At 56.0% G+C, this 24,413-nt stretch carries 21 protein-coding genes and 1 pseudogene; 11 read left to right on the forward strand and 11 right to left on the reverse strand.

Annotation, left to right across the window (positions count from 1 at the left end; translation table 11 throughout):
- The 5 genes from QRN85_RS23805 to QRN85_RS23825 all read right to left on the reverse strand — a co-directional run bounded on the left by QRN85_RS23805 (position 1) and on the right by QRN85_RS23825 (position 5,209).
- On the reverse strand, positions 1–1,068 hold the full coding sequence (locus QRN85_RS23805; protein WP_113094094.1) for a Gfo/Idh/MocA family protein: 1,068 nt from the start codon (positions 1,066–1,068) through the stop codon (positions 1–3).
- A complete protein-coding gene (locus QRN85_RS23810; RefSeq protein ID WP_113094095.1) occupies positions 1,061–2,074 on the reverse strand; it encodes a Gfo/Idh/MocA family protein in 1,014 nt (337 codons plus the stop codon). Before QRN85_RS23810 ends, QRN85_RS23805 begins: the two co-directional genes overlap by 8 nt.
- 17 nt (positions 2,075–2,091) lie before the next feature.
- A complete protein-coding gene (locus QRN85_RS23815) occupies positions 2,092–2,967 on the reverse strand; it encodes a carbohydrate ABC transporter permease (RefSeq protein WP_062588644.1) in 876 nt (291 codons plus the stop codon).
- A complete protein-coding gene (locus QRN85_RS23820) occupies positions 2,960–3,811 on the reverse strand; it encodes a carbohydrate ABC transporter permease (RefSeq protein WP_284760444.1) in 852 nt (283 codons plus the stop codon). The genes QRN85_RS23815 and QRN85_RS23820 overlap by 8 nt, the downstream gene beginning before the upstream one ends.
- Positions 3,812–3,919: 108 nt before the next feature.
- The gene (locus QRN85_RS23825) at positions 3,920–5,209 is read right to left on the reverse strand and encodes an ABC transporter substrate-binding protein (protein ID WP_113094096.1); all 1,290 of its coding nucleotides are present in this window, start codon (positions 5,207–5,209) and stop codon (positions 3,920–3,922) included.
- Between the two features lie 121 nt (positions 5,210–5,330).
- Here QRN85_RS23825 and QRN85_RS23830 point away from each other — a divergent pair, with 121 nt between their 5' ends.
- The 7 genes from QRN85_RS23830 to QRN85_RS23860 all read left to right on the forward strand — a co-directional run bounded on the left by QRN85_RS23830 (position 5,331) and on the right by QRN85_RS23860 (position 12,799).
- Positions 5,331–6,035, forward strand: a complete 705-nt coding sequence (locus QRN85_RS23830) for a TetR/AcrR family transcriptional regulator (protein WP_112963056.1) — start codon at positions 5,331–5,333, stop codon at positions 6,033–6,035.
- Positions 6,036–6,278: 243 nt separating this feature from the next.
- The gene (locus tag QRN85_RS23835; protein WP_162726717.1) at positions 6,279–7,421 is read left to right on the forward strand and encodes a Gfo/Idh/MocA family protein; all 1,143 of its coding nucleotides are present in this window, start codon (positions 6,279–6,281) and stop codon (positions 7,419–7,421) included.
- 10 nt (positions 7,422–7,431) lie between these two features.
- On the forward strand, positions 7,432–8,595 hold the full coding sequence (locus QRN85_RS23840) for a dihydrodipicolinate synthase family protein (protein WP_113094097.1): 1,164 nt from the start codon (positions 7,432–7,434) through the stop codon (positions 8,593–8,595).
- A gap of 1 nt (position 8,596) precedes the next feature.
- On the forward strand, positions 8,597–10,027 hold the full coding sequence (locus tag QRN85_RS23845; RefSeq protein ID WP_113094098.1) for an enolase-like domain-containing protein: 1,431 nt from the start codon (positions 8,597–8,599) through the stop codon (positions 10,025–10,027).
- Positions 10,024–10,851: a sugar phosphate isomerase/epimerase family protein gene (locus QRN85_RS23850; RefSeq protein ID WP_113094099.1), complete on the forward strand. Its 828-nt coding sequence runs from the start codon at positions 10,024–10,026 to the stop codon at positions 10,849–10,851. Before QRN85_RS23845 ends, QRN85_RS23850 begins: the two co-directional genes overlap by 4 nt.
- A gap of 202 nt (positions 10,852–11,053) precedes the next feature.
- Positions 11,054–11,770, forward strand: a complete 717-nt coding sequence (locus QRN85_RS23855) for a TetR/AcrR family transcriptional regulator (protein WP_112963060.1) — start codon at positions 11,054–11,056, stop codon at positions 11,768–11,770.
- A gap of 144 nt (positions 11,771–11,914) precedes the next feature.
- Entirely contained in the window at positions 11,915–12,799 is an 885-nt protein-coding gene (locus QRN85_RS23860) for a DMT family transporter (RefSeq protein WP_113094100.1), read from the forward strand.
- Positions 12,800–12,819: 20 nt separating this feature from the next.
- Here the strand turns inward: QRN85_RS23860 and ocd are convergent, their stop codons facing one another.
- Both ocd and rocF read right to left on the reverse strand, forming a co-directional pair.
- Positions 12,820–13,878, reverse strand: a complete 1,059-nt coding sequence (gene ocd, locus QRN85_RS23865) for an ornithine cyclodeaminase (RefSeq protein WP_113094101.1) — start codon at positions 13,876–13,878, stop codon at positions 12,820–12,822.
- A 14-nt stretch (positions 13,879–13,892) separates the two neighbouring features.
- On the reverse strand, positions 13,893–14,813 hold the full coding sequence (rocF, locus tag QRN85_RS23870; RefSeq protein WP_112963063.1) for an arginase: 921 nt from the start codon (positions 14,811–14,813) through the stop codon (positions 13,893–13,895).
- A 130-nt stretch (positions 14,814–14,943) separates the two neighbouring features.
- On the opposite strand from rocF, the gene QRN85_RS23875 reads away from it, so the two are divergent.
- The 4 genes and pseudogenes from QRN85_RS23875 to QRN85_RS23890 all read left to right on the forward strand — a co-directional run bounded on the left by QRN85_RS23875 (position 14,944) and on the right by QRN85_RS23890 (position 19,190).
- The gene (locus tag QRN85_RS23875; protein ID WP_112963064.1) at positions 14,944–15,381 is read left to right on the forward strand and encodes an Lrp/AsnC family transcriptional regulator; all 438 of its coding nucleotides are present in this window, start codon (positions 14,944–14,946) and stop codon (positions 15,379–15,381) included.
- 85 nt (positions 15,382–15,466) lie between these two features.
- Positions 15,467–16,330: an SDR family oxidoreductase gene (locus QRN85_RS23880; RefSeq protein ID WP_284760397.1), complete on the forward strand. Its 864-nt coding sequence runs from the start codon at positions 15,467–15,469 to the stop codon at positions 16,328–16,330.
- 76 nt (positions 16,331–16,406) lie between these two features.
- Positions 16,407–16,864: pseudogene (locus QRN85_RS23885) on the forward strand (hypothetical protein).
- 586 nt (positions 16,865–17,450) lie between these two features.
- On the forward strand, positions 17,451–19,190 hold the full coding sequence (locus QRN85_RS23890) for a methyl-accepting chemotaxis protein (protein WP_284760398.1): 1,740 nt from the start codon (positions 17,451–17,453) through the stop codon (positions 19,188–19,190).
- A 66-nt stretch (positions 19,191–19,256) separates the two neighbouring features.
- On the opposite strand, the gene QRN85_RS23895 is transcribed toward QRN85_RS23890, so the two are convergent.
- From QRN85_RS23895 to QRN85_RS23910, 4 genes are all read right to left on the reverse strand, one after another.
- A complete protein-coding gene (locus QRN85_RS23895) occupies positions 19,257–19,739 on the reverse strand; it encodes a pyridoxamine 5'-phosphate oxidase family protein (RefSeq protein WP_062588619.1) in 483 nt (160 codons plus the stop codon).
- 195 nt (positions 19,740–19,934) lie between these two features.
- Entirely contained in the window at positions 19,935–20,561 is a 627-nt protein-coding gene (locus tag QRN85_RS23900) for an outer membrane protein (RefSeq protein WP_112963138.1), read from the reverse strand.
- A 236-nt stretch (positions 20,562–20,797) separates the two neighbouring features.
- The gene (locus tag QRN85_RS23905) at positions 20,798–22,624 is read right to left on the reverse strand and encodes an ABC transporter ATP-binding protein (RefSeq protein ID WP_113094103.1); all 1,827 of its coding nucleotides are present in this window, start codon (positions 22,622–22,624) and stop codon (positions 20,798–20,800) included.
- A 2-nt stretch (positions 22,625–22,626) separates the two neighbouring features.
- A complete protein-coding gene (locus QRN85_RS23910; protein ID WP_113094104.1) occupies positions 22,627–24,411 on the reverse strand; it encodes a gamma-glutamyltransferase family protein in 1,785 nt (594 codons plus the stop codon).
- Positions 24,412–24,413: the final 2 nt, after the last annotated feature.

A 24,413-nucleotide genomic window follows, 5' to 3' on the forward strand; every position in this document is an offset into this window, starting at 1 on the left:
TCAGGGTCGCCAGCTTTTGTATTTTGGATGATCGGAGCCAATCGGAAGGCGGATATCCGAATTCGTATCACTCGAGTGATAAATCGCCGTAACGAGTTCCAGCGACCGACGCGCGTCCGATGTGCGGACAGGCGGCGGCTCGTTCTTTTCCAGCGCGTGATAGAAGGCTTCCATCTGGCCATTGAACCGTCTGCCAACGGGTGCCATCTCCGAAACGAGGGCCTCTATCTTCTTGCCCACCTCTTCATTGGCAGGAATAATGCGCCAAGGACCGTCCCCCGGTGAATAGGCCGCATGGTTACTTTCAAAGGTGACATTCTCGAAGGCCAACCGCAGGCGGCTGATTTCCTCCTGGGAACCCAGGGTGGACGTCAACGAAACCAGGGCACCGTTTTCCATGAGCAGGCTGGCGGAAACGCAATCCTCCACTTCAATGGCGTTGACGCGCGTATCCGTGCGCGCAAAAACCCGGTCCACGGGTCCCATCAGGTATGTCAGCATGTCGTGCAGATGGATGGCGTGCGTCATCAGAACACCACCGAGCTCGGTCGCCCAACGCCCGCGCCATGGATTGTCGTAGTAGGTGGCGTCACGGTTCCAAAGTGTCTCTGCGGTTCCGACATAGGGTTTTCCAGCCAGTCCGCTCTCGATGATGCGACGCGCCTGCTGCACTCCGTCGCCATAGCGATACTGGAAGATTGGCATTAGGCTGCCCTTGGCGATCTTTTCGGCCGCAACCACTTCGTCCAGCTCTGCCAGTGAGCCTGTCAAAGGCTTTTCGCAGACCACATGCTTACCGGATGCCAAGGCTTTTAGAATGAGGCTCGTGTGAATGGCGGGTGGGGTGCAGATGTCGATAATGTCGATGTCGGGCATCGACATCAGGTCATCCGATGAGCGAGTGCGTTTAGAAATATTGAATTCGTCAGCGACCGCGTTCAACCGTTTCTCATCAAGGTCACACAGGCAGGCCACCTCATATTTGTCCTGATGGGTCGCATATCCCTCGACAATGTGAGATCGTCCGATGCCGCAACCAATGATCCCTACCCTGTAGCGCTTAGCCATTATGTTGGCCCTCCGCGATCTGTTGCGCCTTCAAGGCGATTTCCATCGCAGCAAAGCACCGCGCCTGCGGCATTGCCGTTTCCGTGCGATTGCGAATATCGGCCAGAAGCTGCTGACCGTAGGGAAGAGGCACATTCGCACAATCAAAGTAGTGCACCCCCTCTCTGTCGGTCAGGAACAGGTGGTTGCCGCCATCACGCCCGGCAATATCGACGTTCTTGCGAACCTCTATCGCACCCTGCGTGCCGGTGATGTACAGGCGCCCGTCACCCCAGCTAGGCAAGCCTTCCGGCGTGAACCAGTCCACACGGATGAAGCCATCGACATTATTCGTCGCCAGATGGATATCACCACTGTCTTGCAAACCCGGTGCGTGGGAATTGGCGCGGTTGGACACCCGGGCAAAGAGGACATCTGCCGTATTGGAATTGGTGAAGAAAAGGAACTGCTCGCACTGATGCGAAGCAATATCGACGAGGATTCCGCCGTAACGTTGCCGCTCGAAAAACCAGTCAGGTCGTGTTGACGCGCGCAATCGATGCGGGCCGAAGCCGGCGATCGAGACAACCTCGCCAATGGCCCCGGCTGCGACAAGCTCACCAGCTTTCACGGTTGCTCTGTTTTCGAAATGCTCCGAATACAGCACCGAGAAAATCCGGCCCGTTTCGGCCTGAACTTTCTTCACCTCTTCAAGCTGAGCAAGCGTGACCATGCCCGGCTTGTCTACCATCACATCCTTGCCCGCGCGCATGGCTTCAATGGCAAGTGGGGCTCGTTCATCTGGAATGGCGGCACTGATGATGAGGTCGATCGACCCATCTTCCAGCAGCCTGCGTTTATCATCAATGCGTGCCACGCCCGCAAAGGTCTGCGCATATTCCGCAGCAAGATCATCCTCGATGGCGTGGAAGCCGACGAGTTCGGCGCCCGCATCCAACAGGCATTTCGTCTGACCGAATATGTGATTGTGGTTGATACCGATTGTCGCAAATCGAACTGGTTTCATGATCGAGCCTTGATGTATCAGCGTTTCATGCCGGTGGTCGCAATGCCCTCGATGAGGAGCCGCTGGAAGAAGAGGAAGAAAAGGAAGACGGGCACCAGTGACAGGTTGGACATGGCAAACAGAGCCGTCCAATCGGAGCTGCCGGTTGAGTCCACGAAGGAGCGCAGACCGAGCTGGACCGTGTAGGTGTTGATATCATTGAGGTAGATGAGCGGGCCGAAGAAGTCGTCCCAGGTCCAGATGAAAGAGAATATGGCTGCCGTCGCCAGAACCGGAAGGGAAAGCGGCAGCATGATCTTCCAGTAGATCCGGAATGGGCTGCAGCCGTCCATCACGGCGGCCTCATCCAGCTCTCTTGGAATACCACGGAAGAACTGCACCATCAGGAAGATGAAGAAGGCATCGGTGGCCAGGTACTTCGGCACGATCAAAGGCAGCGATGTGTTGACCCAACCCATTTCCAGAAACAGGATATATTGCGGGATGAGCACCACGTGATACGGCAACATCAACGTGCCCAGCATAAGGGCAAACCAGAAGTTCCGTCCCCCGAACCGCAGGCGCGCAAAGGCGAAGGCGGCCAGCGAACAACCCACGACATTTCCGATGGTGGCGAGAACGGCGATGAAAAAGGAATTCCAGAAGAACTGGCCGAAGGAAACCTGAAGCCCCGTCCAGCCCCTGATATAGCCGCCAAGATCGACTGCCGACGGGATGAGGGACGATGAACCGAACAGCTCGTCCTGCGGGCGAAACGAGCCTGAAATCATCCACAGGATTGGATACATCATCGCAATCGACGCTGCGATCAATGCGGTATGAAGAAGTATGGACTTCCAGACGGGGCGTTGTACTGCCTGCCCCGGGCGCAGTGAGGTAACCGCATCAGTCATCGTAGTGCACCCAATATCGCGCGCTGAGGAAAGAGAAGGCCGTGAAGAGGGAAATGATCACCACGAGTATCCACGCCAAGGCAGATGCATAGCCCATGCGGAAGAACCCGAAAGCTTCCTGATAGAGATAGAGCGTGTAGAACAGCGTCGAATTGATCGGACCGCCCGAGCCCTCGGAGATGATGAATGCGGGGGTAAACGCCTTGAAGGCATCGATCGTCTGAATGACCGCGTTGAAGAAGATGACAGGGGTCAGAAGCGGCAGCGTGATGCGGAAGAACTGGCGCATCTTGCCCGCGCCATCCATTTCGGCTGCCTCATACATGTCTTGCGGGATCTGTCGAAGGCCAGCCAGAAAGATGATCATCGGCGAGCCGAACTGCCAGACAGAGAGAATGACAAGCGTGTAGATGGAGTAGTCGGGGTTGGAAATCCAGCTTGGACCTTCATATCCGAACAGCTGCCACAGCACCATGTTGACCAGACCATCCGACGCAAAGAGCTGGCGCCAGAGAACGGCGATGGCAACGCTGGAACCCAGAAGGGATGGCAGATAAAACACGGCGCGGTAAAGCGTCAGCCCTTTCATGCCGCGATTGAAAGCCATCGCTACCATCAGGGCAAAAATCAGCTTCAATGGTACCGATAGCAAAACATAGGTGAAGGTCACCTTCATTGCGGCTGCGAATTTCGGATCGGCGGTGGCGATGCGAACATAGTTCGAAGCGCCGACCCAATCCGGCGATTGCAGCAGGTCATAATTGGTAAAGGAGAGATACAGGGATGCCAGAGCTGGCCCCAGGGTGAGACCAAAAAAGCCAATCAACCATGGCAGCAGAAACATGTAGGCGTGAAAGTTGCGGTCGAAAATTTTTCGAATACCGCTCTGCTTCGGAAGAGCCGCCTGTCGGCCCTCCCGCACCATAACATCGGATCGAAACGCCATTGCTCGTTACTTCCGCTTGATAACTGTTTCCGCTTCCGTGACCAGTCGCTTGCCGCCCTCTTCTGGCGTCATCCTGCCAAATGCAACCTCTTCAGAGGTGCGCTTCAGCACGAAGGCAAATTCACCAGCTCCAGGAGGCGGAGATGGCGGCAGCGGTCCGACGCCAGGCGTAACTTCGGCAATATAGTCCACCATCGCCTTGCTGACGTCGTTGAGCTTGGGGCTCAGCTGATTGCGCATCGACTCCGATGCCGGAACGCCGCGTTCGACCCCGAGAATATCCACGCCTTCCGGTACGGCGACCAGGAAGTTGATAAACTCTGCGGCCGCTTCCACCCCGGCGCTGCCTTTGGCAACGCTCATCAGCATGGATGGCTTGAGATAGTGGCCCGAAGGAGAATCCTTGGACACCTTGGGATAGGAGGTTATCGACAGCTTTGCCTTGTTGACTGCCTGATATCCGACAAACTGGTTGGAGTGAGCAAAGGCAGTGGCGGCCTTTCCAGTCGTCAGAGCATTGCTTTCAATGTTCAACTGATCGAGCGCCTGAATGTCTGCGGGGACACAAGCGCCGGCTTTGCGCATATCCGCCCACATGGCGAACCAGTCGCCGGCATCCTTTGCATCATAGCCGAGCCCGCCGTCCTCGCTGAACAACGCCTTGTTCTGCTGCCGCAGCCAGTTTTCAAAGCTCGGCTCTACACCGCTTGCATCCGCAGTCGCATAATATCCCGGCTTGGGCTTGTTCTTGCCGAACTCGGCGGCATTCTTGGCAAACTCTTCCCAGGACTGGCCTGCTGACGGCGCCTTGACGCCTGCCTTTTCCCAGGCGGCGGCATCGAAGAAAACAGAACTCGAGTTGACACCGAGGTTGATGCCATAAAGCTTGCCGTCCACGCGACCAGAGTCGATGTTGGGCGTTCCAAAATCCTCGATCTTCAGAGCTTTGCCGACATATTCATCGAGCGGAGCCAGCGCCCCGCGCCGGGCATATTCAAAGATATAGCGGTAGTCCATCTGGATGAGGTCAGGCGCGTTTCGACCGGCAACCTGTGTTGCAAGTCTCGGCCAGTAATCCGACCAACCCGCAAATTCCCCCGCGATATCAAGATCGGGCTTGGCTTTCTTGTAAGCGGCAATGGCCTTGTTTGTGCGATCGGCACGCTCTTGCGAGCCCCACCACAGCAGTCGCAAACGGGCTGCCTGTGCGAAAGCGGGTCCTCCACCCACCACCGCCAGCGACATGGCCGCAAGTCCCGCCGAGACCACGGCACGTCTTTTGAGCATCACGGACATTGGCAACTCCTCCCTAATTGACTGCCAAATTGAATGATGAAGATAAACAGCGCTTGCCGTTTTATAACTATCTGGTTACATGGGATCATCGATTAGCAACATTGTCAAGCGGCCATTGCACATGGATGATTTCAAAGAAAAAGGGGCTCGAAAGAGCGATAACGAAGCGGCAGACAAGACGACCACCGGTCGAAAAAAGACAGTGACGCAGTCCCGCAATCCCGAGCGCACCCGAGCTGCCATTCTGGAGGCAGCACGACGGGAAGTGGCCGCCAAGGGTCTGGCAGGCGCGCGCATAGACGTGGTGGCAAGGCGCGCCGGCACCAACAAACGGATGATCTATCACTACTTTGGAGACAAGGACGCGCTCTATCTGGCGGTGCTGGAAGACGCTTACCGTCACATCCGCAATGCCGAACACAGGCTTGATCTGGCCCGCAAGCAGCCGATGGAGGGCCTAAAGGAACTGGCGCTGTTTACCTGGCACTACTACTTGGATCACCCGGAATTCCTCAGCATCCTTGCAACCGAAAATCTCAATCAGGCCAGATACTTGCGCCAATCCGAGAGCATCCCGGAAATGCACTCGAACTTCATTTCCGAGTTAAAGGATGTGCTGAAGCGGGGAGAGGTCACCGGCGATTTCAGGCCGGGACTGGACCCTGTCGATGTGTACCTGACAATCGCTTCCCTTGGCTACTTCTATCTGTCTAACCGCTTCACACTTTCTACCATCTTCCAAAGAGATCTGGCGGCACCGGCGGAACTCGAAAGATGGGGTCAGCACATTGTGAACACGGTGATTGCTGCATTGCGGCCACTCTGATCCTCATTCCAGAAAATTGAACAAGATCAACTTCCTCTACCTTCGCACATGCGAAGGTAGAGAATGCAACGCCTGCTGCCGAGAAGGCATTGGGTCTGCCCACTACGATTTTTCACACTCATTTTTCCTAGTAAAAACCGCTTGACAGAAAAGCCATTTCGGAATCACAAATAACCAATTGGTTACAAAATTAAACCAGATGATGTGCCCTGACGGGAGTGGGGTGCTCATGGAGGAGGGTTCATGCAACGCATTGGCGTCATCATGCACGGCATTACCGGCCGTATGGGATATAATCAGCATCTCGTTCGTTCCGTGCTCGCAATCCGCGATCAAGGGGGCGTCACGCTCAAGAGCGGCGAGAAGGTTATGCTCGATCCGATACTGGTCGGGCGTAACGGCGAGAAAATCGAAGCGATTGCCGCGAAACACAATATCGCCCGCTGGACGACTGACATCGACGCCGCACTCGCCAATCCCGACGACACGCTGTTTTTCGATGCCGGCACGACACAGATGCGCGGGAGCCTGCTGACCAAGGCCATCAAGGCTGGCAAGAACGTTTATTGCGAGAAGCCTATTTCCGACAACATGGAGGAAGCGCTTGTCGTTGCCAGACTGGCTGAGAGCGCAGGCATCAAACACGGCGTGGTGCAGGACAAGCTTTTCCTGCCGGGCCTCCGAAAGCTCGCAATGCTGCGAGACAGCGGCTTTTTCGGAAAGATACTGTCCGTTCGCGGCGAGTTTGGATACTGGGTATTCGAGGGTGACTGGCAACCGGCCCAACGCCCGTCTTGGAACTATCGCCACAAGGATGGCGGCGGCATTATTCTCGATATGCTTTGCCACTGGCGCTACGTGCTGGATAACCTCTTCGGCAATGTCAAAGCGGTCAGCTGCCTTGGCACGACCCACATCCCCAAGCGTTTCGACGAACAGGGCAACGCCTATGTGGCTGATGCCGATGACGCCGCCTATGCGACCTTCGAGCTTGAAGGCGGGGTCATCGCCCATATCAATTCGTCATGGGCAGTGCGTGTTCGTCGGGACGATCTCGTGACCTTTCAGGTGGATGGCACGCATGGTTCTGCGGTTGCCGGACTTACCAAATGCTGGACACAGCACCGCACCAACACACCCAAACCAGTCTGGAACCCGGACCAGCCGCAGACCATCGACTTCTACAAGACGTGGCAGGAGGTCCCGGATAACGTCGTCTATGACAATGGCTTCAAGGCTCAGTGGGAAATGTTCATCCGCCACTTGGTCGATGGCGATGCCTGGCCGTATGGGCTGATGGAGGGCGTCAAAGGCGTACAGCTTGCCGAACTCGGGCTTCAATCCTGGAAGGAACGCCGCTGGCTCGACGTTCCCGCCATCGCCTGAGGAGGAGCAAATGACCGAAATCAACCTGCCCCGCCCGGATCGCTCTATCGAACGCTACAGCATGACCGGCACGCCCATCGCGCTGGAACAACGAAAGGCGAGTGATTTCAACCGCGTCGCTTTCGCCGCAGCGCACGTCGTGGCAGATCCTTTCGCGGATAATGACCCGTGGCTGACGCCAGCAATCGATTGGGAAGGCACGCTTCGGTTCCGACATCGCCTGTGGGATTTGGGGCTGGGTGTTGCAGAAGCCATGGACACCGCCCAGCGCGGCATGGGGCTGGCATGGCCGCAGGCGCAAGAGTTGATATCCAGGGCATTGAAAGAAGCCTCCACCCGGCAAGATGCATTGATCGCTTGCGGCGTTGGCACGGACGGTCTGGCTGGATCGGACTATAGTCCGGGCCAGATTGTCGAGGCCTATCAGGAGCAGCTCGATTTCGTGCAGGGGCAAGGCGGCCGTGTCATCCTGATGGCAAGCCGTGCACTGGCTGCCAGCGCAAAATCACCCGATGACTATCTGGAGACCTATGCTCGCGTTCTTGCCAAGGCGAACGAGAAGGTCATCATTCACTGGCTGGGCGAGATGTTCGATCCCGCTCTTGAAGGATACTGGGGCAACCGCGACCACGATGTTGCAATGGACACATGCCTTGAAATGATCGAGGCCAATGCGGACAAGATCGACGGCATCAAGATCTCGCTCCTGTCGAAGGAAAAGGAGATCGCCATGCGCCGCCGGCTTCCGGCGGGCGTTCGCATGTATACGGGCGACGATTTCAACTATGCGGAACTGATCGCGGGCGACGAAGAAGGACATTCCGATGCGCTCCTTGGTATTTTCGATGCGATAGCTCCTGCAGCGTCCAAGGCTCTGGCAAGCCTGAAGCGGGGAGCAAGCGGGGAGTTCTTCGATATTCTCGAGCCGACCGTGGCGCTGTCTCGGCATATCTTTAAAGCCCCTACCCGCTTTTACAAGACCGGCGTGATTTTCCTGGCCTATCTCAACGGCCTGCAGGATCACTTCACAATGGTCGGCGGTCAGGAAAGCACGCGTTCCACGCTGCATATGGCAGAGCTTTTTCGGCTGGCAGACAAGGCCAATGTTCTGGCAGATCCCGATGATGCGGCACGCCGCATGAGGTCGTTTCTGGCGGTAAGAGGCGTGCACTGAAATGGCAGACGCTCCAATCCTGAAGATACGGGATGCCTCGGTATTCGAGCGTCGCCTCAAGATGCGGATGCCGTTCCGCTTCGGAGCAGCAACGGTCACCGAAGCTGCGCAAATATTTCTCTCGATCATCGTGGAGGACTCACAAGGACGGTCCGCAACCGGTGTTGCTGCTGAACTGATGGTTCCCAAATGGTTCGACAAGAATCCTTCCCTCAGCAATGCCGACAACGAGCAGCAATTGCGCAGCTCCGTCCATCTCGCAGTCAAGCTGGTGCTGGAAGCACCTTGCGCCAGCGCCTTTGGCATTCACGCAGCACTCGAGCCGCAACAGCACACAGAGGCTGCAGCGAAGGGGCTGAATGGCCTGATTGCGTCGTTCGGGCTGGCACTGGTAGACCGCGCCGTTCTGGACGGTCTTTGCCGATTGCGCGACATGCCCTTACCGGATGCACTAAGGGCAAATCTACCGGGCATAGATCTGTCAACGACGCCTGATCTTGCAGGGTTCGACGTCGGCAATTTTCTTCAGACCATCACGCCAGAGAGAAGGCTATTCCTGCGCCATACGATTGGCTACCTCGATCCGCTGACGCCTCGACAGATCGTTGGACCTCGTCGGGATGACGGCTTGCCGGAATGCCTGAGTGAAGAGATACAGGCTTACGGCGTACACTATTTCAAGCTGAAAGTTTCCGGCAGACCGCAGGAGGATACGGAGCGCTTGAAAGAGATCGCAGCCGTTCTGGATCGACTTGAAGACTACAGGGTCACGCTGGATGGCAATGAACAATTCCCTGACGAGGCAACTGTCATTGAGCTGATGGATCGCATCGAAAAGGAGCCTGCCCTTGCCCGGTTGCGCAATTCGTTGCTGTTTGTGGAGCAACCCATCAACCGCGCGACAGCGCTATCTGAACCGGTGACACACCTTGCCAGACGCGTGGCACTTGAAATCGACGAGTCCGACGATAGCCCGGATGCGTTTATCAGAGCCAGACAACAGGGCTATCTCGGCGTCTCCTCGAAGTCGTGCAAAGGTTTTTACCGGTCGCTTCTCAACAAGATGCGTGTGCAGAAATGGAATGCCGAAAGTGCTGGTGGCTATTTCATGTCGGCTGAAGACTTGACCACGCAGGCTGGCATCGCAGTTCAGCAGGATTTGGCCTTGGCAGCCGTCCTCAACCTCGGTCATGTCGAACGCAACGGCCATCACTATGTGGACGGCATGCAGGGCGCTTCAGAAAACGAGAATGCCGCATGGCTTGGCGCTCACGCAGATCTTTACCACGAACGACAGAAGCGCGCCTATCTGACAGTTCAGAAAGGCTGCCTTTCGCTCGACACTGTTCTGGCCGCCAAAGGGCTTGGCGTTAGCGATATTGCGGCCCGCGAAACATTTCATACGCTTCGGGAGAGGGAGGTAGCCGCATGAGCCTTGAGGGTCTTTCCATCAACTTCGCGACAATCAAACAGGGCGGGTCCTTTGGTAAGCTTGTCGACGCCTGTCTTGCGCATGGCATCACGACAATTTCTCCCTGGCGGGACCAGATCCACGCCGTCGGCCTTGATGAGGCCGCGCGCATCGTGGCTCAAAACGGCATAGGCCTGAGCGGGCATTGCCGCGGAGGGTTCTTTCCAGCAATAGACGAGGAAGGTCGAAGAGCCGCAATCGAGGACAACAAGCGAGCGGTGGATGAGGCCGCAGCGATGAAGGCCGATTGTCTGGTTCTGGTTGTCGGCGGTTTGCCAGCAGGATCGAAGGACATCAAGGGTGCCCGCCAGATGGTGGAAGACGGCATGGCGGAGCTTTTGCCCTATGCACGGAAGGCTGGTGTGCCGCTGGCTATCGAACCTCTACACCCCTTCTACGCTGCTGACAGGGCCTGCTTCAACACTTTGAGGCAATCGCTTGATCTTTGCGACAGGCTTGGAGAGGGCACTGGCGTCGCCATCGACGTCTATCACGTCTGGTGGGATCCAGAGCTCGAGCAACAGGTCGCCCGCGCGGGTCGAAATGGACAAATCCTCGCGCACCACATTTGCGACTGGCTGGTGCCAACCAAGGATCCGCTGAATGATCGCGGCATGATGGGAGACGGCGTCATAGACCTCAAAGGCTTTAGAACGATGATCGAGAAAGCCGGTTTTTTGGGTCCGCAGGAGGTTGAGATATTCTCAAACAACTGGAACGCCCAGCCCGTTGATCAAGTCCTGTCGACGGTTGTTCAGCGTTATCGGACAGTGTGCCAGGCATGAACACTCGGTGAAGGGACTGCGTCGTGCGCCATCCTTGTGCCATAACCCAACCCTGCTGGTACGATTGAATTTCAGATGTCTGCCATACTCATATCCGGCATAAGGCTGTGAAACATCTGCCTGTTCGCTTATTCAATGTAGGATTTAGGGTCTTGTTTCTGTATCGTTTTTAAAACTCGACGCATACAGACAAGGCAGCAACATGAGCAGCACGCCGTTGAAGAAACCGAACCCCGAGCCCGCCAGAGCAAAATCCGGCAGGCCGCGGCTTGGTAAGGAAACCGGGCGGGACACTATTCTCTCCAATGCTCTGCAAAGCTTTGCGCGCCGGGGATTTGATGGCGTCAACATACGCGATCTTGCCAAGCAGGCCGGTGTGAACATTGCGTTGGCAAATTATCATTTCGGCTCCAAACAGTCTTTGTGGGAGGCGTGCCTGCAACAGTTGCAGATGACCGCAACAGATTGCGTATCGAAAATGCAATCTCTGGCTACTGGAGCGCTGCCTTATCCGGAAAAGCTGGTGGGCGTCTATGCCACATTCATTCGCTTCAGCGCCGACACACCGGATTACGGCCTTTTCATCCTGCAGGAGATGTTGCAGCCGGGCGAGCGGCAGGAACTGGTCAGGGACACGTTGATCCAGCCCTTTCAGAATGTCACGATGCCGCTTCTGATGGAGGGCAAAGCGCTCGGCTTGATCCGCTCGGAAGACATACCGCTGACATTCTTCATGCACTCCATAGCCATCTCTCATCTCCTCGCCGGTCAGGGGCTGGTTGCCTCTTTCTTCACACCGGAAATTCGCCGCGAAGAGACATTGCAGGAGCTTCTCAAGATGATGATCCGCTCGGCTGTCGGAGTGCTGCCAGACGAATTCGAGAAAGCGATCCAAGCCACTGCCAAATCTGCGAGGTAAAGACAAAGCGGCGCACCCATCTGCCACCACAGACGGGCACAGGGAGATAGCGACAAGTTTTGAGAGATTGACGGTTCCCGATCGGTTGATAATCGTCTAGAACTTGAAGCACCTTCATTCCTCCCCTGAAAAGCACTTGAGTCCATGCCACCTCAATCCGCAGGTTATCTCTACGCGTTCGCAGCCTTCACGATTTTTGCCGTTCAAGACGGCATTTCAAAGCACCTGGGCTCTGCCTATCCGCCCGTCTTCGTGGCCATGCTGCGGTACTGGGCCTTTGCCCTGTTCGTCATTATCCTCGCAGCGAGATCGAGCGGTGGTTTACGCAAGGCGATATCAACAGATCGCATTGTTCTCCAGGTAAGCCGGGGCGTCGTTCTGGCGGTCCAGATCGTGCTTTCAATCATATCATTTTCGCTCGTAGGCCTTGCGCACACCCATGCCATCCTCGCCTCCACGCCGCTCATCGTCGCCGCACTTTCGGTGCCGATCCTTGGCGAGAAAGTCGGCTGGAAGCGCTGGTCAGCTATCCTGGTCGGCTTTCTCGGTGTTCTCATTATCCTCAAGCCGGATGAAAGCGGTTTTGACCCTATCCTGATCGTGAGTTTCGCAGCTGCAGCGCTGCTTGGCCTCTACGGCGTCCTAACACGGCTCGCCAGCCGCACGGACACAGCGATGACGAGTTTCTTCTACATCGGGGTTCCAGGCGCATTCGCGCTGACCTTAGTCGGCCCATTCTTCTGGACGCATATGGCACCCTATGACTGGGGCTGGATGCTGGCGCTTTGTGTGACCGGCATGAGTGGCCACTACCTGCTGATCCGTGCTTTCGAGCTTGCAGACGCCGCTTCGGTTCAGCCATTCTCCTACTACCAGATGGTACTTGTCTCCATCCTCGGTGTCAGCCTTTACGGTGAAGTGCTCAGCACGCACATGGTTGTCGGCGCAGCCATTGTCGTCGCCGCTGGCCTGTTTACGATCTGGCGAGAGCAGATGCTTGCACGCAAAAAGCGCGCGTCAGCACGGTGACGCCGCTTCGGTGGTGCTGTTCATATGGCTTGCAATGCCTCACACCGCAGCAACATCCCAAAAAGATCCCGTGGCTCATCGGGATCAGCGAGCAGATCCAGCTGATCGTACAGCCCCGTCGTCGCCAGTTTGGAACGGACGTGACGCAGTGCTGAAAAATCCTCGATAGCGAAACCGACGCTATCGAACAATGTGATCTGCCGATCCGAGGTTCGGCCAGACGCACGTCCTGCTATGACCTCCCACAGTTCGGTAACAGGATGATCCTTCTCAAGCTGCTGGATTTCCCCCTCCACACGAGTCTGGGGAGGATATTCCACGAAGATATCGGAGCGGAGCAATATGTCCCTGTGCAATTCCGTCTTGCCGGGGCAATCGCCACCGACTGCGTTCAGGTGCACCCCCGGCCCTACCATATTGTCGGTACAGATCGTGGCATATTGCTTGTCTGCAGTGACTGTCGTGATGATGTCGGCGCCCTCGACGGCATCTTGCGCAGTATCACAGACCTCTATCGAAAAACCCTGCCCATCAAGATTACGGAGGCATTTAAGGCTGGCAGACCGGTCTATATCGTAAAGTCGCAGATGATCGACTCCAAGGATTGCCTTGAAGGCGCGTGCCTGAAACTCGCTTTGAGCGCCATTGCCGATGATTGCCATGGTACGGGCGTTTGACCGGGCGAGATATTTGGCAGCAAGGGCGGAGGTCGCGGCGGTGCGCAGAGCAGTAAGGATCGTCATCTCCGAAAGCAGCATGGGATAGCCATTGCCAACATCGGACAGCACGCCGAATGCCGTTACCGTCTGCCTGCCCTCCCGGGTGTTCTTAGGGTGACCATTTACATATTTGAACCCGTACAGCGTCCCGTCGCTCGTCGGCATCAACTCGATAACGCCGTCTTTCGAGTGCGATGCTATCCGCGCAGTCTTGTCGAACTGCTCCCATCTGAGAAAATCCTCCTCAATGGTGACAGCGAGTTCACGCAGAAACGTATCGATCCCCACATGAAGCACCAGCTTCATCATATTGTCGACGCTGACAAAGGGAACGATGTTGAGATTTGCTACTTGTGCCATTGCTGTGCCCCTCCTCAAGCCGCTCGGGTCGGACGATCCATGACGCGCTTTCCCATCAAGCTCGCAGTCAGATCCACCATCAGGCGCGCGGTACGCCCCCGCTCATCCAGAAACGGGTTGAGCTCCACCAGATCGAGGCTTGAGACGAGCCCGCTGTCGCACAGCATTTCCATGACGAGATGGGCCTCCCGATATGTCGCCCCGCCTGGAACTGTCGTGCCGACTGCAGGGGCAATGGACGGATCAAGAAAATCCACATCCAGGCTGACATGCAGAAGGCCATTTGCGGCCGAAACCCTCTCCAGAAACGCACGCAACAGCACACCCACTCCATGCTCGTCGATCATGCGCATATCGTTGATCGTCACGCCGGTCTCGCCAAGCGCGGCACTCTCTGCAGGATCGACACTGCGAATACCGATCATGCAAATATTGGCAGGATCGACCGGATGTGTGACCGGCGGGAAATAGCCGTCAAATCCCGGCCTGCCGCTATAATAAGCCACGGGAGTGCCGTGAAGATTTCCGCTGCGCGTCGTGTCCAGCGTGTGATAATCGGTGTGCGCATCCAGCCATAAAACAAAAAGTGGTCTTCCCGCTTCTGCCGCCCGGCGCGCAACACCTGTCACGCTTCCGGCGGATATGGCGTGATCGCCGCCAAGAAAAATCGGCATGGCATTTTCGGATTGCCGATACGCGACGTCCGCCAATGCTTCCGTCCAAGCGACCGTTTCCGACAAATGATGAACCGCCGGGTTGGGATGGGAAAAATCCCGCATTGCTGCGGGCGCGACATTTCCTACATCCACGACGGTATGCCCCAGTTCCTCCAATGCCGGTTTCAGTCCCGCGACCCGAAGGGAGCTTGGGCCCATTTCACAGCCGAGCTGGCCCGCGCCGATCTGCAGCGGCACCCCTATCAATCTGCACTCCATGAACCCACTCCAGATATTTGAGAAACACAGATATCTCATCACGTGCGTGTGGCAGATTGAATGATAAATATTGGCATAATTTGATAAGTGACTTATCGTTTCGGCAAATTTAACTTTCAAAGTGATCAGCATGGACGAACTCGACACAAAACTCATCACACTGCTGCGTCACAATGGGCGAAGAAGCATTTCAGACCTTGCTGTCGAGACGGGCACATCAAGGGCGACAGTCCGCGCTCGCCTGGAACGCCTGGAACACAGTGGCGATATCATCGGCTACACTGTCATTCTGCGTGGCGATGCCATGGGAGAGGCGGTGCGCGGTATTATGATGATTGAGATCGAGGGGCATGTGACAGACCGGGTGATCCGCGCCCTCGGCGGCTTTTCGGAAGTATCGGCAATTCATTCCACCAACGGACGATGGGATTTGATCGTCGAACTCAGTGCCGCCACCTTGAGTGATTTCGATTCGGTGCTGCGCCGCATCCGGCTTGTCCCCGGCATAACCGGAAGTGAAACAAGCCTGCTTCTGTCCACTGCTCGCTCTACAAGAGCAAGGCTGTAACACACGGGACGAAGTCATATCGGAACTCATAGCGTCAACAATGGTTAGGATGGGAGTAACCATTTCACCATTGATTGGAAATTTTATGTCCGATAGCCGCAGACCCATGCCACCCTTTGCCGAGCAACAGCAGGAGCCACCAGGCCAGACTGTCAAGATGCAGCCTGTTCCAGATCATGGTGAGCACTCCTATCGAGGCGATGGAAAACTCTCCGGTAAGGTCGCACTGATTACTGGCGCAGATTCCGGTATCGGTAAGGCGATCGCTATTGCCTTTGCGAGAGAAGGCGCAGACGTCGTCATTTCTTACCTCAATGAGGATGAAGACGCCAAAGACACCGCAAAATGGATCGAAGAAGCCGGACGAAAGGCTGTTCTTGCCCCTGGAGACATCAAATCCGAGCAGCATTGCCGCTCGCTGGTCGAGAAGACCGTGAGTGAACTTGGAAAAATCGACATTCTCGTGAACAATGCAGCCTTCCAGCGCACCTATGCGTCGATTGAAGATATCTCAGCAGAAGAGTGGGACGAAACATTTCGTACCAATATCTATGCACCGTTTTACCTTGCAAAGGCTGCCGTGCCACACATGAAGGCCGGTAGCTCGGTCATCAACACCACCTCGATCCAGTCTCGACAGCCTTCGCAATCTTTGTTGGCCTATGCATCGACGAAAGGCGCGATTTCGAACTTCACCGCTGGTCTGGCAGAAATGCTTGCCGAGAAGGGAATTCGGGTGAACGCGGTCGCACCGGGCCCGATCTGGACCCCCTTGATCCCTTCCACCATGCCGGCTGAAAAAGCATCGAAGTTTGGCGAAAAGACCCTGATCGGTCGTGCTGGCCAGCCGGCTGAGTTGGCCGGAGCATATGTGCTGCTCGCCTCCGACCTAGGCAGTTACATGACGGGTGCCGTTATCCCTGTTACCGGCGGCGAGATCATGATCTGACGACGGTCTGATTTCCTATATCGTTTGCGTCACAGGCCTTACTGTGACGCACCCCCACCCGTAAGGAAGATTTCCCATGTCGAACAATACTGGCGACAGCAATAAAACAGGCAGCGTCGTCTCAACTGGCGAAAGTCACACCAGCTTTGGGAAATCGGTCGAGAGCCAGGCGCAGTTTGACGACGCACAGACAACGGCGGGACCGTCGCAAGATACCGTCCTCAATGTCTATCGCCTCATACCCATTGCGGCCGAAGACGACCCGCGGTGGCAAAACGCCCCGGGCAGGGAAGAAATTGTCGTTGCTGCACGCACCACTGGCGACGCTCGCATCGTCGCGTCTTCCCAAGAACTCGATTTATGGAGATCGACGCGGCGCCGGCTGGAGGCACGACCACCAATGAAGCGAGTCAATTTAGAAGTGAAAAACTTTATACGGTCGTTCAAATTGAGAGTGGGCGAACCGACTTGGAACGAGGCGTACTCAAGGGAAACATCTCCATCAACAATCTGGTCTCAACGCAGAAACCTTGAAACATGCTAGTATAGTTTCCTGAGAAAATAGGGATGCCGTCATATTTAACAATATGTTGATGTGAATATCGCTACAAAAATCGGGAAAGTCCCATATTCATAATCATGTTATTATTAAAGAAAACAGTTCTCTTACCTAACAGTTCAGATTGAAGGCCGTATTAGAATAGCGTGCGGAACACAAACAAGGAAATACCTTGTCTTGTCATAAAACTGTAACATTTCTTTAAGCCATTCTTTAATATATTTCAGCAACTGGAAGGTGCATGGCGACTGCGTGTCCGTCGGCGCCGACAATTCAGCGAATAGAATGAATTCTATTTCAGAGGGCTGGATAACGGCGGCATGAAAGCTGACGTCTCCGCCGGAGGAACAGTGTATGCCCAATCCGATTTCACTGAAACGTATCAGTTCCAAACTCTCCGCTATGTCCGCGATTGGCATCCTCATGGTGATTGGGATGCTCGGCGCAATATGGCTGGGCGGCTCGTCGGTCAGTCGAAGCTCAGATTTCGGGCGGACGCAACTGACAATCTAGCGCGATCTCGTGGATGCGAAAGCATCTATCCGTGGCATGATCGCAGGAATGTCCGAACTTCGGCTTGCACAAACGGCAGAGGAAGCGGCAAATTTCAAAGACTTCGTCAGCAAACGCCATTCTTCAGCGGTAAAATATCTCAATTCTGCGCTCAGCCACATGTCATTGCCGGCCAATGTGGAGCGCACAAAAAAGATATTGGAGCTTAATCAAAGCTGGATGACAAAGTTTGCAAGTCTTTCGCAAGCGATCACGACGAGATTGGGTCGTCCTACTCCTGATGTTTCCCCAATGCCATCCGAGCGCAGTGATGCAGCCGAAATGAACGGCATAGCGGAAAAGATGAGAGGTCTGCTGGACGAAAGTGTCGACGCCACGAAAAAGAGAGCAGATGCCGCAGTCGTCGATATGGACAACGCGCAGGCGCTTGCGCTCCAGATAGGTTTGGGCATGGGCGCCCTCGTCATTATCGTTCTGGGTGGTTCGGCGTTTTTTGGCGCGAAAGCCATCGCGCAACCGATCGGCAACCTCACACGCAGTATGGCAAAGCTTGCCGAAGGTGATCTTGAAAGTAACATACCGCTTGCGGATCGGGAGGATGAAATCGGCGAAATGGCGCGCGCGGTCGAGGTCTTCAAACAAAACGGCATCAAGGTCCGTGACCTCAATGCACAGGAAGCAGCTTTGCAGGCAAAAAGTGCAGATCTTCAGTCCAGCATCGGCGTTGTCGTTGCGGCAGCGGTTGCAGGTGACTTCACCCGACGGATTGAGAAAGATTATGCCAACCCAGACCTCAACCGCTTCGCAAAAAGCGTCAACGAGCTTGTCACCTCAGTAGACAGAGGTGTGGCCGAAACGCGGCGCGTTGTAGCGGCGCTGGCCGAGGGCGACCTGACAGAGGAAATGCGTGGCAGTTTCCAGGGCGTTTTTTACGAGCTGCAGCAGAACGTCAACTCAACGATGTCGGGTTTGAAATCCGTTCTTGGAGAGATCAAATTCTCCATCGACACCATCAGCGGCGGGACCGGCGAGCTCCGCGCCGCTTCGGACGATCTTTCACGACGTACTGAGCAACAGGCCGCTTCACTCGAAGAGACATCAGCGGCTCTTGAAGAAATCACCTCTGCGGTAAAAAGCTCAACGGATCGCTCTCACGAAGCCAGCCAGATGGTTGATGAAGCCCGGCGCAGCACTGAGCAGTCCAGTGCCGTTGTCCGGGATGCCGTCTCTGCCATGGGGAAGATTGAAAGCGCTTCCGCTGAAATCGGGCAGATTATCAATGTCATTGACGAAATCGCCTTCCAAACGAACCTTCTCGCACTGAATGCAGGCGTCGAGGCTGCCCGTGCTGGCGAAGCAGGCAAGGGATTTGCTGTCGTTGCACAGGAGGTTCGTGAGTTGGCCCAACGGTCTGCCGGTGCGGCGAAGGATATCAAGAATCTCATTCATCGCTCAGGGGAAGAAGTTCAATCAGGCGTGAGACTTGTGACGGCTACAGGTGAGGCCCTTTCGATGATCGAAAGTCACGTCATGAAGATAAACGACCTTGTCCACTCGATCGCGACGGCGTCGAAGGAGCAGTCCACTGGCCTTGCGGAAGTCAACAGCGCTGTAAACCAGATGGATCAGGTCACGCAGCAGAATGCCGCGATGGTGGAGGAATCAACTGCCGGCACAAACCGCCTTGACGATGAAGTGAACACGCTTGCACGTCTCATTTCGCGCTTCAAACTCGATCGCAGCGGAATTTCGTCCCATTCTTACAAGGGTAACGCCCAAGCCGCCTAGGCGGCTTGGCTCTTATGACCGTCATAAATGCAGGAAGCCGCGGCCAGATAACTGGCCGCTTTTTCTTTACATATCTACTTTGGCATTTTCGCCCATATCTGGCCGCGTATTGCTGACTGCGGCAGCGGCCATCTTGATGTAGCTGATCACGGTGCCTGGGCTGTCCCAATATTCCGCGAAGGTAGGAGTCACTTTAAGGATCCTGATTGATGGATCATCCGCGTCGTCCCACCACGCTTTTGCGGGGGTTGCCCACAATTCCTTGATCTTTTCACGATCGTTCTGGACTTCTGCAGCACCTGAGATCGAGACGTATTTCTGCCCCTTGGAATCCGCAAAGGCCAGGCAGACGTTTGGATGACGGGCAATTTCCTCGTCTTTGTGGCTCGCCACATCCGTCAGAAAATAGAAGGCGTTTTCCAGTTGCTCGGAATAGGCAGACATGGGCCGTGCGCGCAGATCCTCTCCCGTGCTTGTCGTCAACATGCAGAACCCGATCTTATCTGCGAGTTCCCAAACCTTGGTGATGTCATCGTCGTTATTGGCCATACGTTTTCTCCTGTTTTGTGAAGAGCAAACGGGGCTAGGCGATCAACGTTCCACATCGCGTCATCTTCGCGGATAGAAACGCCCTGTTTGGTGATCGTTCGACAGAATCCGATAAAACTGCGCCCTGAAAAGCCAACAGCGCGCCAAGGGCGCGCTGCTCAGTTGCATGATTATGCAGAGAGTGACCACAGTCGCTTAGAAGCGATAGTTGACACCGCCCTTGACGACGTGATCGCTCAGATCCGTATGGGATGCGCTTCCATTGGCGAATGTGCGCACATCATTGGTCGAGACATAGTTATATTCGACCTTGCCGGAAATCTGTTGTGTGAAGCGGTGCTCAGCGCCTGCACCCAAGAGGTAGCCACCCTTGGTGCTGTCAGGACCGGTGACGCCATCGGCATCACGCAGGCTCGTCGCGGTGAGGCCAGCCGTTCCATAGACGAGCGTCTGATCGAGCTTCACACCGGCTTTCGCCTTGACGGCTGCACGCCAGCGTTCCTTTAAATGGCCACCGGGAACCCGAACCTCGGTGTCGCCGAGATGCGATGCTTCAACTTCGCCACCGACAACAGCAGATCCGAGATCGTAATCGTAACCTGCCTGCGCGCCGATCGCCAGGCCCTTACCACCCTTGAACGGGTTGGCTCTTGGCATGGCCGCACCAATATGTCCGCCGACATAAGCGCCGGTCCAGGACGTGCTGGCAGGCTCGTTATATGCAGGCGGCGCTTCATAAGAATTCAAGTCTGCAGATAAGACCGGCGTTGCAGCGAAAGTTGCGAGCAGGACAGCTCCGAAAGAATTCAGACCACGGGACATTTCAAACTCCATACTTGTCCACCCCGTTAACGATAGGGGCATTGGCATTGGTGGAACTGCCTTTTAAGGCGCAGCTCGTTGAAGACAGTTATGCCGGGCAATCATGAAAATATAAGGCAAAAATCTGATTAAGATCGAATTTGACTAAAAGCTTAGTGCTATACTTAACAATGAGTTAAGCATAGCATTCAGGGTCAGGCATAGGCACTTTTCGGCCGCTGCGCGCGCCCTTGTTTTTATGCCAGAACAAGATGTCCGGGCGAAATCTCGACATATTCACGCCTCGGCGCTTCGTAGCCCACCGGCCTGATCGGGCTTTTCAACTCCTCGGCTCCGGCATTGCGACGAATGCCCCTTCGCGCTGGGTCGGGCACGGGCACTGCCTCCATCAACTTCCTCGTATAGGGGTGCTGCGGGTTCGCAAAAATATCCGCTCGGGGACCAATTTCAACGATCTCGCCCAGATACATGACAGCGACACGATGGCTCACGCGTTCCACCACCGCCATGTCATGGCTGATAAACAGGAAGGCGATCTTGAACTGTTGCTGAAGGTCCAGCAGCAGATTGCACACCTGAGCCTTGATCGACACATCCAGAGCGGACACACTCTCATCTGCCACAATGACTTTCGGGTTGAGCGCCAATGCTCTGGCGATCGCGACCCGTTGCCGCTGCCCACCGGAGAATTCGTGGGGGTACCTGTTCATCATTGCGGGCGAAAGGCCGACACGCTCAAGCAAGTCAGCCGCATTCTCTCTCGCCTCGGCGGAGGTTGCGGTGCGATGCTTGATCATCGGTTCCGCCACTGCCGCGCCAACGGTCATGCGGGGATTGAGGCTGGAGAACGGGTCCTGAAAGATCATCTGCACGCTGCGGCGCATCGCGCGAAGCCCCGATGGATCGAGTTTGAGAACGTCATATCCATCAAGCGAGATATCGCCTGACAATGGCTCGACCAGCCGCGTGATCGACCTGCCGGTCGTTGACTTGCCGCATCCGGACTCTCCCACAAGCGATAGGGTTTCCCCCTGGAAGAGATCGAAACTGATATTTTCTACCGCGTGGACAGCGCCGGTGACGCGACCGAACATACCCGAGCGAATGGCAAAACGTGTGACGAGGTTCTTGACCGAAAGAATGGGCGTCATGCCCCCCGTAACCGTATCTTCCACCTCGATGCTTTGTCCGACCACACCTGTGGTCATATCCACCGATGGAAACCGCAATGGTTTCTCGTGCCCCTTCATCGAACCGAGTTTCGGTATCGCGGCCAGCAGCGCGCGGGTGTAGGGGTGAGCGCCACGATGGAATATATCAGCCGTTTGCCCAGTCTCAACCTGATCGCCGCGAAACATGACGATGGTCCTGTCCGCAATTTCGGCAACCACCGCCATATCATGGGTGATGAAGAGGACTGCCATTCCTTCCTCTTCCTGTAGCGTCTTGATGAGGTCGAGAATCTGACCCTGGATCGTCACATCCAGAGCTGTTGTCGGCTCATCGGCAATCAGCAGCTTCGGTCGCGATGCAAGAGCCATGGCAATCATCACGCGCTGGCGCATTCCGCCCGAGAATTGGTGGGGATACTCGTCGAAACGGCTGGCCGCGTTCGGGATTCGCACCTTTTCCAACAGGCGGATGGTTTCTTCGCGGGCCTGAAGCGTGTTGAGCCCCTTGTGGCGAACAAGCACTTCGGAAATCTGCCTCCCGATCGTGAAAACCGGGTTGAGCGATGTCATGGGCTCCTGGAAGATCATGGCAACGTCATTGCCCCGTACGTGGCGCATTTCTCCTTCGGAAAGGCTGAGAATATCCTTCCCGTTCAAGGACACGGAGCCTTCTATCCGGCTGTTTCTCGGATCGAGGAGGCGCATGAGCGAGAGTGAAGTGACGCTCTTTCCAGAGCCGCTCTCGCCTACGATTGCGACCGTTTCCCCGGCTCGCACCTCGAAAGAAAGGTCCCGCACGACCGTCTTCCATTCGCCATCGACACGAAACGAGGTGGTCAGGTTTTTTACGCTAAGTACCGCAGTTTTTTCTAAAAGGGCGTTGTCATCCATGGTCAGCGTCCCACGGCATAGGCTTGCATCAGGCGGGGAGTTGCCGCCGCGCGCAAAAGACCGTCAGCATCGCGCCGCGCGGCCGTCAATCGTCCGACCGTCCACGGATCTGCCGGTGTCACATCGTGTCCTCGGCCGCGCAATTCGTCCAGGACGCCTTGGCCGATGCTGGTTTCGATCATCACATTACCCGGCTGCCTCGTTCGCGGATAGAAAGAGCCGGGAAAGTGGGAGGTGTGGAACAGGGGCATATCGATGGCCTCCTGAAGATTGAGCCCGAAATGGGCATAGCGCAGGAAGAAGGAAAGCTGCCATTGGTCCTGCTGGTCGCCGCCCGGCGTGCCGAAGGCGAGCGTGGGCCGTCCCTCGTAAAGCGCAAGCGATGGGGTGAGCGTCGTGCGAGGGCGTTTACCCGGCTCCAGAGACGTTGGCAGCCCAGGCTGCAACCAGAACATCTGCGCACGAGAATTAAGGCAGAAGCCCAGACCCGGCACGATGGGTGAGCTTTGCAACCAGCCACCGGACGGCGTGACGGAAACCATGTTGCCCTCGCGGTCGATGACGTCGATGTGGACGGTATCGCCCCTTTTCTCTGTCAAATGAGACATGGTTGGCTCGTAAACCGCGCCGGTGCCCTGCATCGAACCGAGCATGGAAAGTGTCAGGTCGCGCTGGTTGTCAAAACCGGGAACGAGGCCGGGCCTCAGTTCCATCGAAGCATGGGACGAGATCAAACGCCGACGCTCGTCATTGTAAGCGTCAGACAGCAGGGTTTCCGTTGGCACCTGCGCGAATTCCGGATCTCCATAATAGACCTCCCGATCCGCATAGGCGAGCTTCATTGCTTCCACAACCGTATGCACGAAATCGGTACCGGCGGGATCCATTCCGGCTATATCGATGCCCTTGAGAAGCGCCAGCGACTGCAAAAGAACCGGCCCCTGCCCCCATGGGCCCGTCTTGGCAATCGTCCAGCCATGATAATCATAAGTCGTGGGTGCTTCGATTGTCGCGCGCCAGTTGGCCATGTCGTCTGCGGTGAGGACGCCCTTGTGACGGCTGCCGCTGGCATCCATGACCTCGGCGTCTTTGAGATAATCCGCGATCTGCTCGGCGACAAAACCGCGATAAAACGCGTCTCGTGCCGCCTCGATGCCAGCTTCGCGGTCTCTCTTTGCCTCCGCTTCGTTGACGATCCGCTTCCATGTCGCAGCAAGTGTCGGGTTCTTGAAATTGGAAAGCGGCTGCGGGACTGCCCCGCCGGGCAACCAGGTTTGATAGGATGTAGGCCATTCCTTTTCGAAAAATTCCGCAAGCCCGGCAATCGATGCAGATACGCGCGGCAACATCGGGTGGCCATTCTCCAGATAGTAAATGGCTGGCTCCAGCACCTCCCTCACGCTCATGGAACCATAGTCCCGCAACATCAGCATCCAGCCATCGAACGCGCCGGGGATGACGGTCGAAAGCAGGCCGTCGCCAGGGATGAGATCCAGCCCCTCACTCTTATAGTGGTCGATTGTTGCCGCGGCAGGTGCAGGGCCCTGCGCACAGATGACCTCCACCTTGTCCTTCTTGCGGGAATAGATCACGGCAGGCATATCGCCGCCCGGGCCGTTGAGATGCGGCTCCAGAACCTGCAGGACAAAGCCGGTGGCGACGGCAGCATCGAATGCATTTCCGCCTTTTTCGAGAATGCTCATACCAACCGAGGAAGCAATCCAGTGCGTGGATGTGACCACCCCGAACGTACCGAGGATTTCTGGGCGGGTTGTGAATGCAGTCATGT

This window comes from Agrobacterium sp. fls2-241-TYG-188a, assembly GCF_030209845.1.

Coding starts and splice junctions, on each gene's coding strand:
- QRN85_RS23805 (WP_113094094.1), bottom strand. CDS start 1,068: ATGGCTAAGCGCTACAGGGTAGGGATCATTGGTTGCGGCATCGGACGA.
- QRN85_RS23890 (WP_284760398.1), top strand. CDS start 17,451: ATGTCCGAACTTCGGCTTGCACAAACGGCAGAGGAAGCGGCAAATTTC.
- QRN85_RS23895 (WP_062588619.1), bottom strand. CDS start 19,739: ATGGCCAATAACGACGATGACATCACCAAGGTTTGGGAACTCGCAGAT.
- QRN85_RS23880 (WP_284760397.1), top strand. CDS start 15,467: ATGTCCGATAGCCGCAGACCCATGCCACCCTTTGCCGAGCAACAGCAG.
- ocd (WP_113094101.1), bottom strand. CDS start 13,878: ATGGCACAAGTAGCAAATCTCAACATCGTTCCCTTTGTCAGCGTCGAC.
- QRN85_RS23910 (WP_113094104.1), bottom strand. CDS start 24,411: ATGACTGCATTCACAACCCGCCCAGAAATCCTCGGTACGTTCGGGGTG.
- QRN85_RS23905 (WP_113094103.1), bottom strand. CDS start 22,624: ATGGATGACAACGCCCTTTTAGAAAAAACTGCGGTACTTAGCGTAAAA.
- QRN85_RS23820 (WP_284760444.1), bottom strand. CDS start 3,811: ATGTTTCTGCTGCCATGGTTGATTGGCTTTTTTGGTCTCACCCTGGGG.
- QRN85_RS23810 (WP_113094095.1), bottom strand. CDS start 2,074: ATGAAACCAGTTCGATTTGCGACAATCGGTATCAACCACAATCACATA.
- QRN85_RS23840 (WP_113094097.1), top strand. CDS start 7,432: ATGACCGAAATCAACCTGCCCCGCCCGGATCGCTCTATCGAACGCTAC.
- QRN85_RS23875 (WP_112963064.1), top strand. CDS start 14,944: ATGGACGAACTCGACACAAAACTCATCACACTGCTGCGTCACAATGGG.
- QRN85_RS23845 (WP_113094098.1), top strand. CDS start 8,597: ATGGCAGACGCTCCAATCCTGAAGATACGGGATGCCTCGGTATTCGAG.
- QRN85_RS23855 (WP_112963060.1), top strand. CDS start 11,054: ATGAGCAGCACGCCGTTGAAGAAACCGAACCCCGAGCCCGCCAGAGCA.
- QRN85_RS23830 (WP_112963056.1), top strand. CDS start 5,331: ATGGATGATTTCAAAGAAAAAGGGGCTCGAAAGAGCGATAACGAAGCG.
- QRN85_RS23815 (WP_062588644.1), bottom strand. CDS start 2,967: ATGACTGATGCGGTTACCTCACTGCGCCCGGGGCAGGCAGTACAACGC.
- QRN85_RS23825 (WP_113094096.1), bottom strand. CDS start 5,209: ATGTCCGTGATGCTCAAAAGACGTGCCGTGGTCTCGGCGGGACTTGCG.
- rocF (WP_112963063.1), bottom strand. CDS start 14,813: ATGGAGTGCAGATTGATAGGGGTGCCGCTGCAGATCGGCGCGGGCCAG.
- QRN85_RS23900 (WP_112963138.1), bottom strand. CDS start 20,561: ATGTCCCGTGGTCTGAATTCTTTCGGAGCTGTCCTGCTCGCAACTTTC.
- QRN85_RS23850 (WP_113094099.1), top strand. CDS start 10,024: ATGAGCCTTGAGGGTCTTTCCATCAACTTCGCGACAATCAAACAGGGC.
- QRN85_RS23860 (WP_113094100.1), top strand. CDS start 11,915: ATGCCACCTCAATCCGCAGGTTATCTCTACGCGTTCGCAGCCTTCACG.
- QRN85_RS23835 (WP_162726717.1), top strand. CDS start 6,279: ATGCAACGCATTGGCGTCATCATGCACGGCATTACCGGCCGTATGGGA.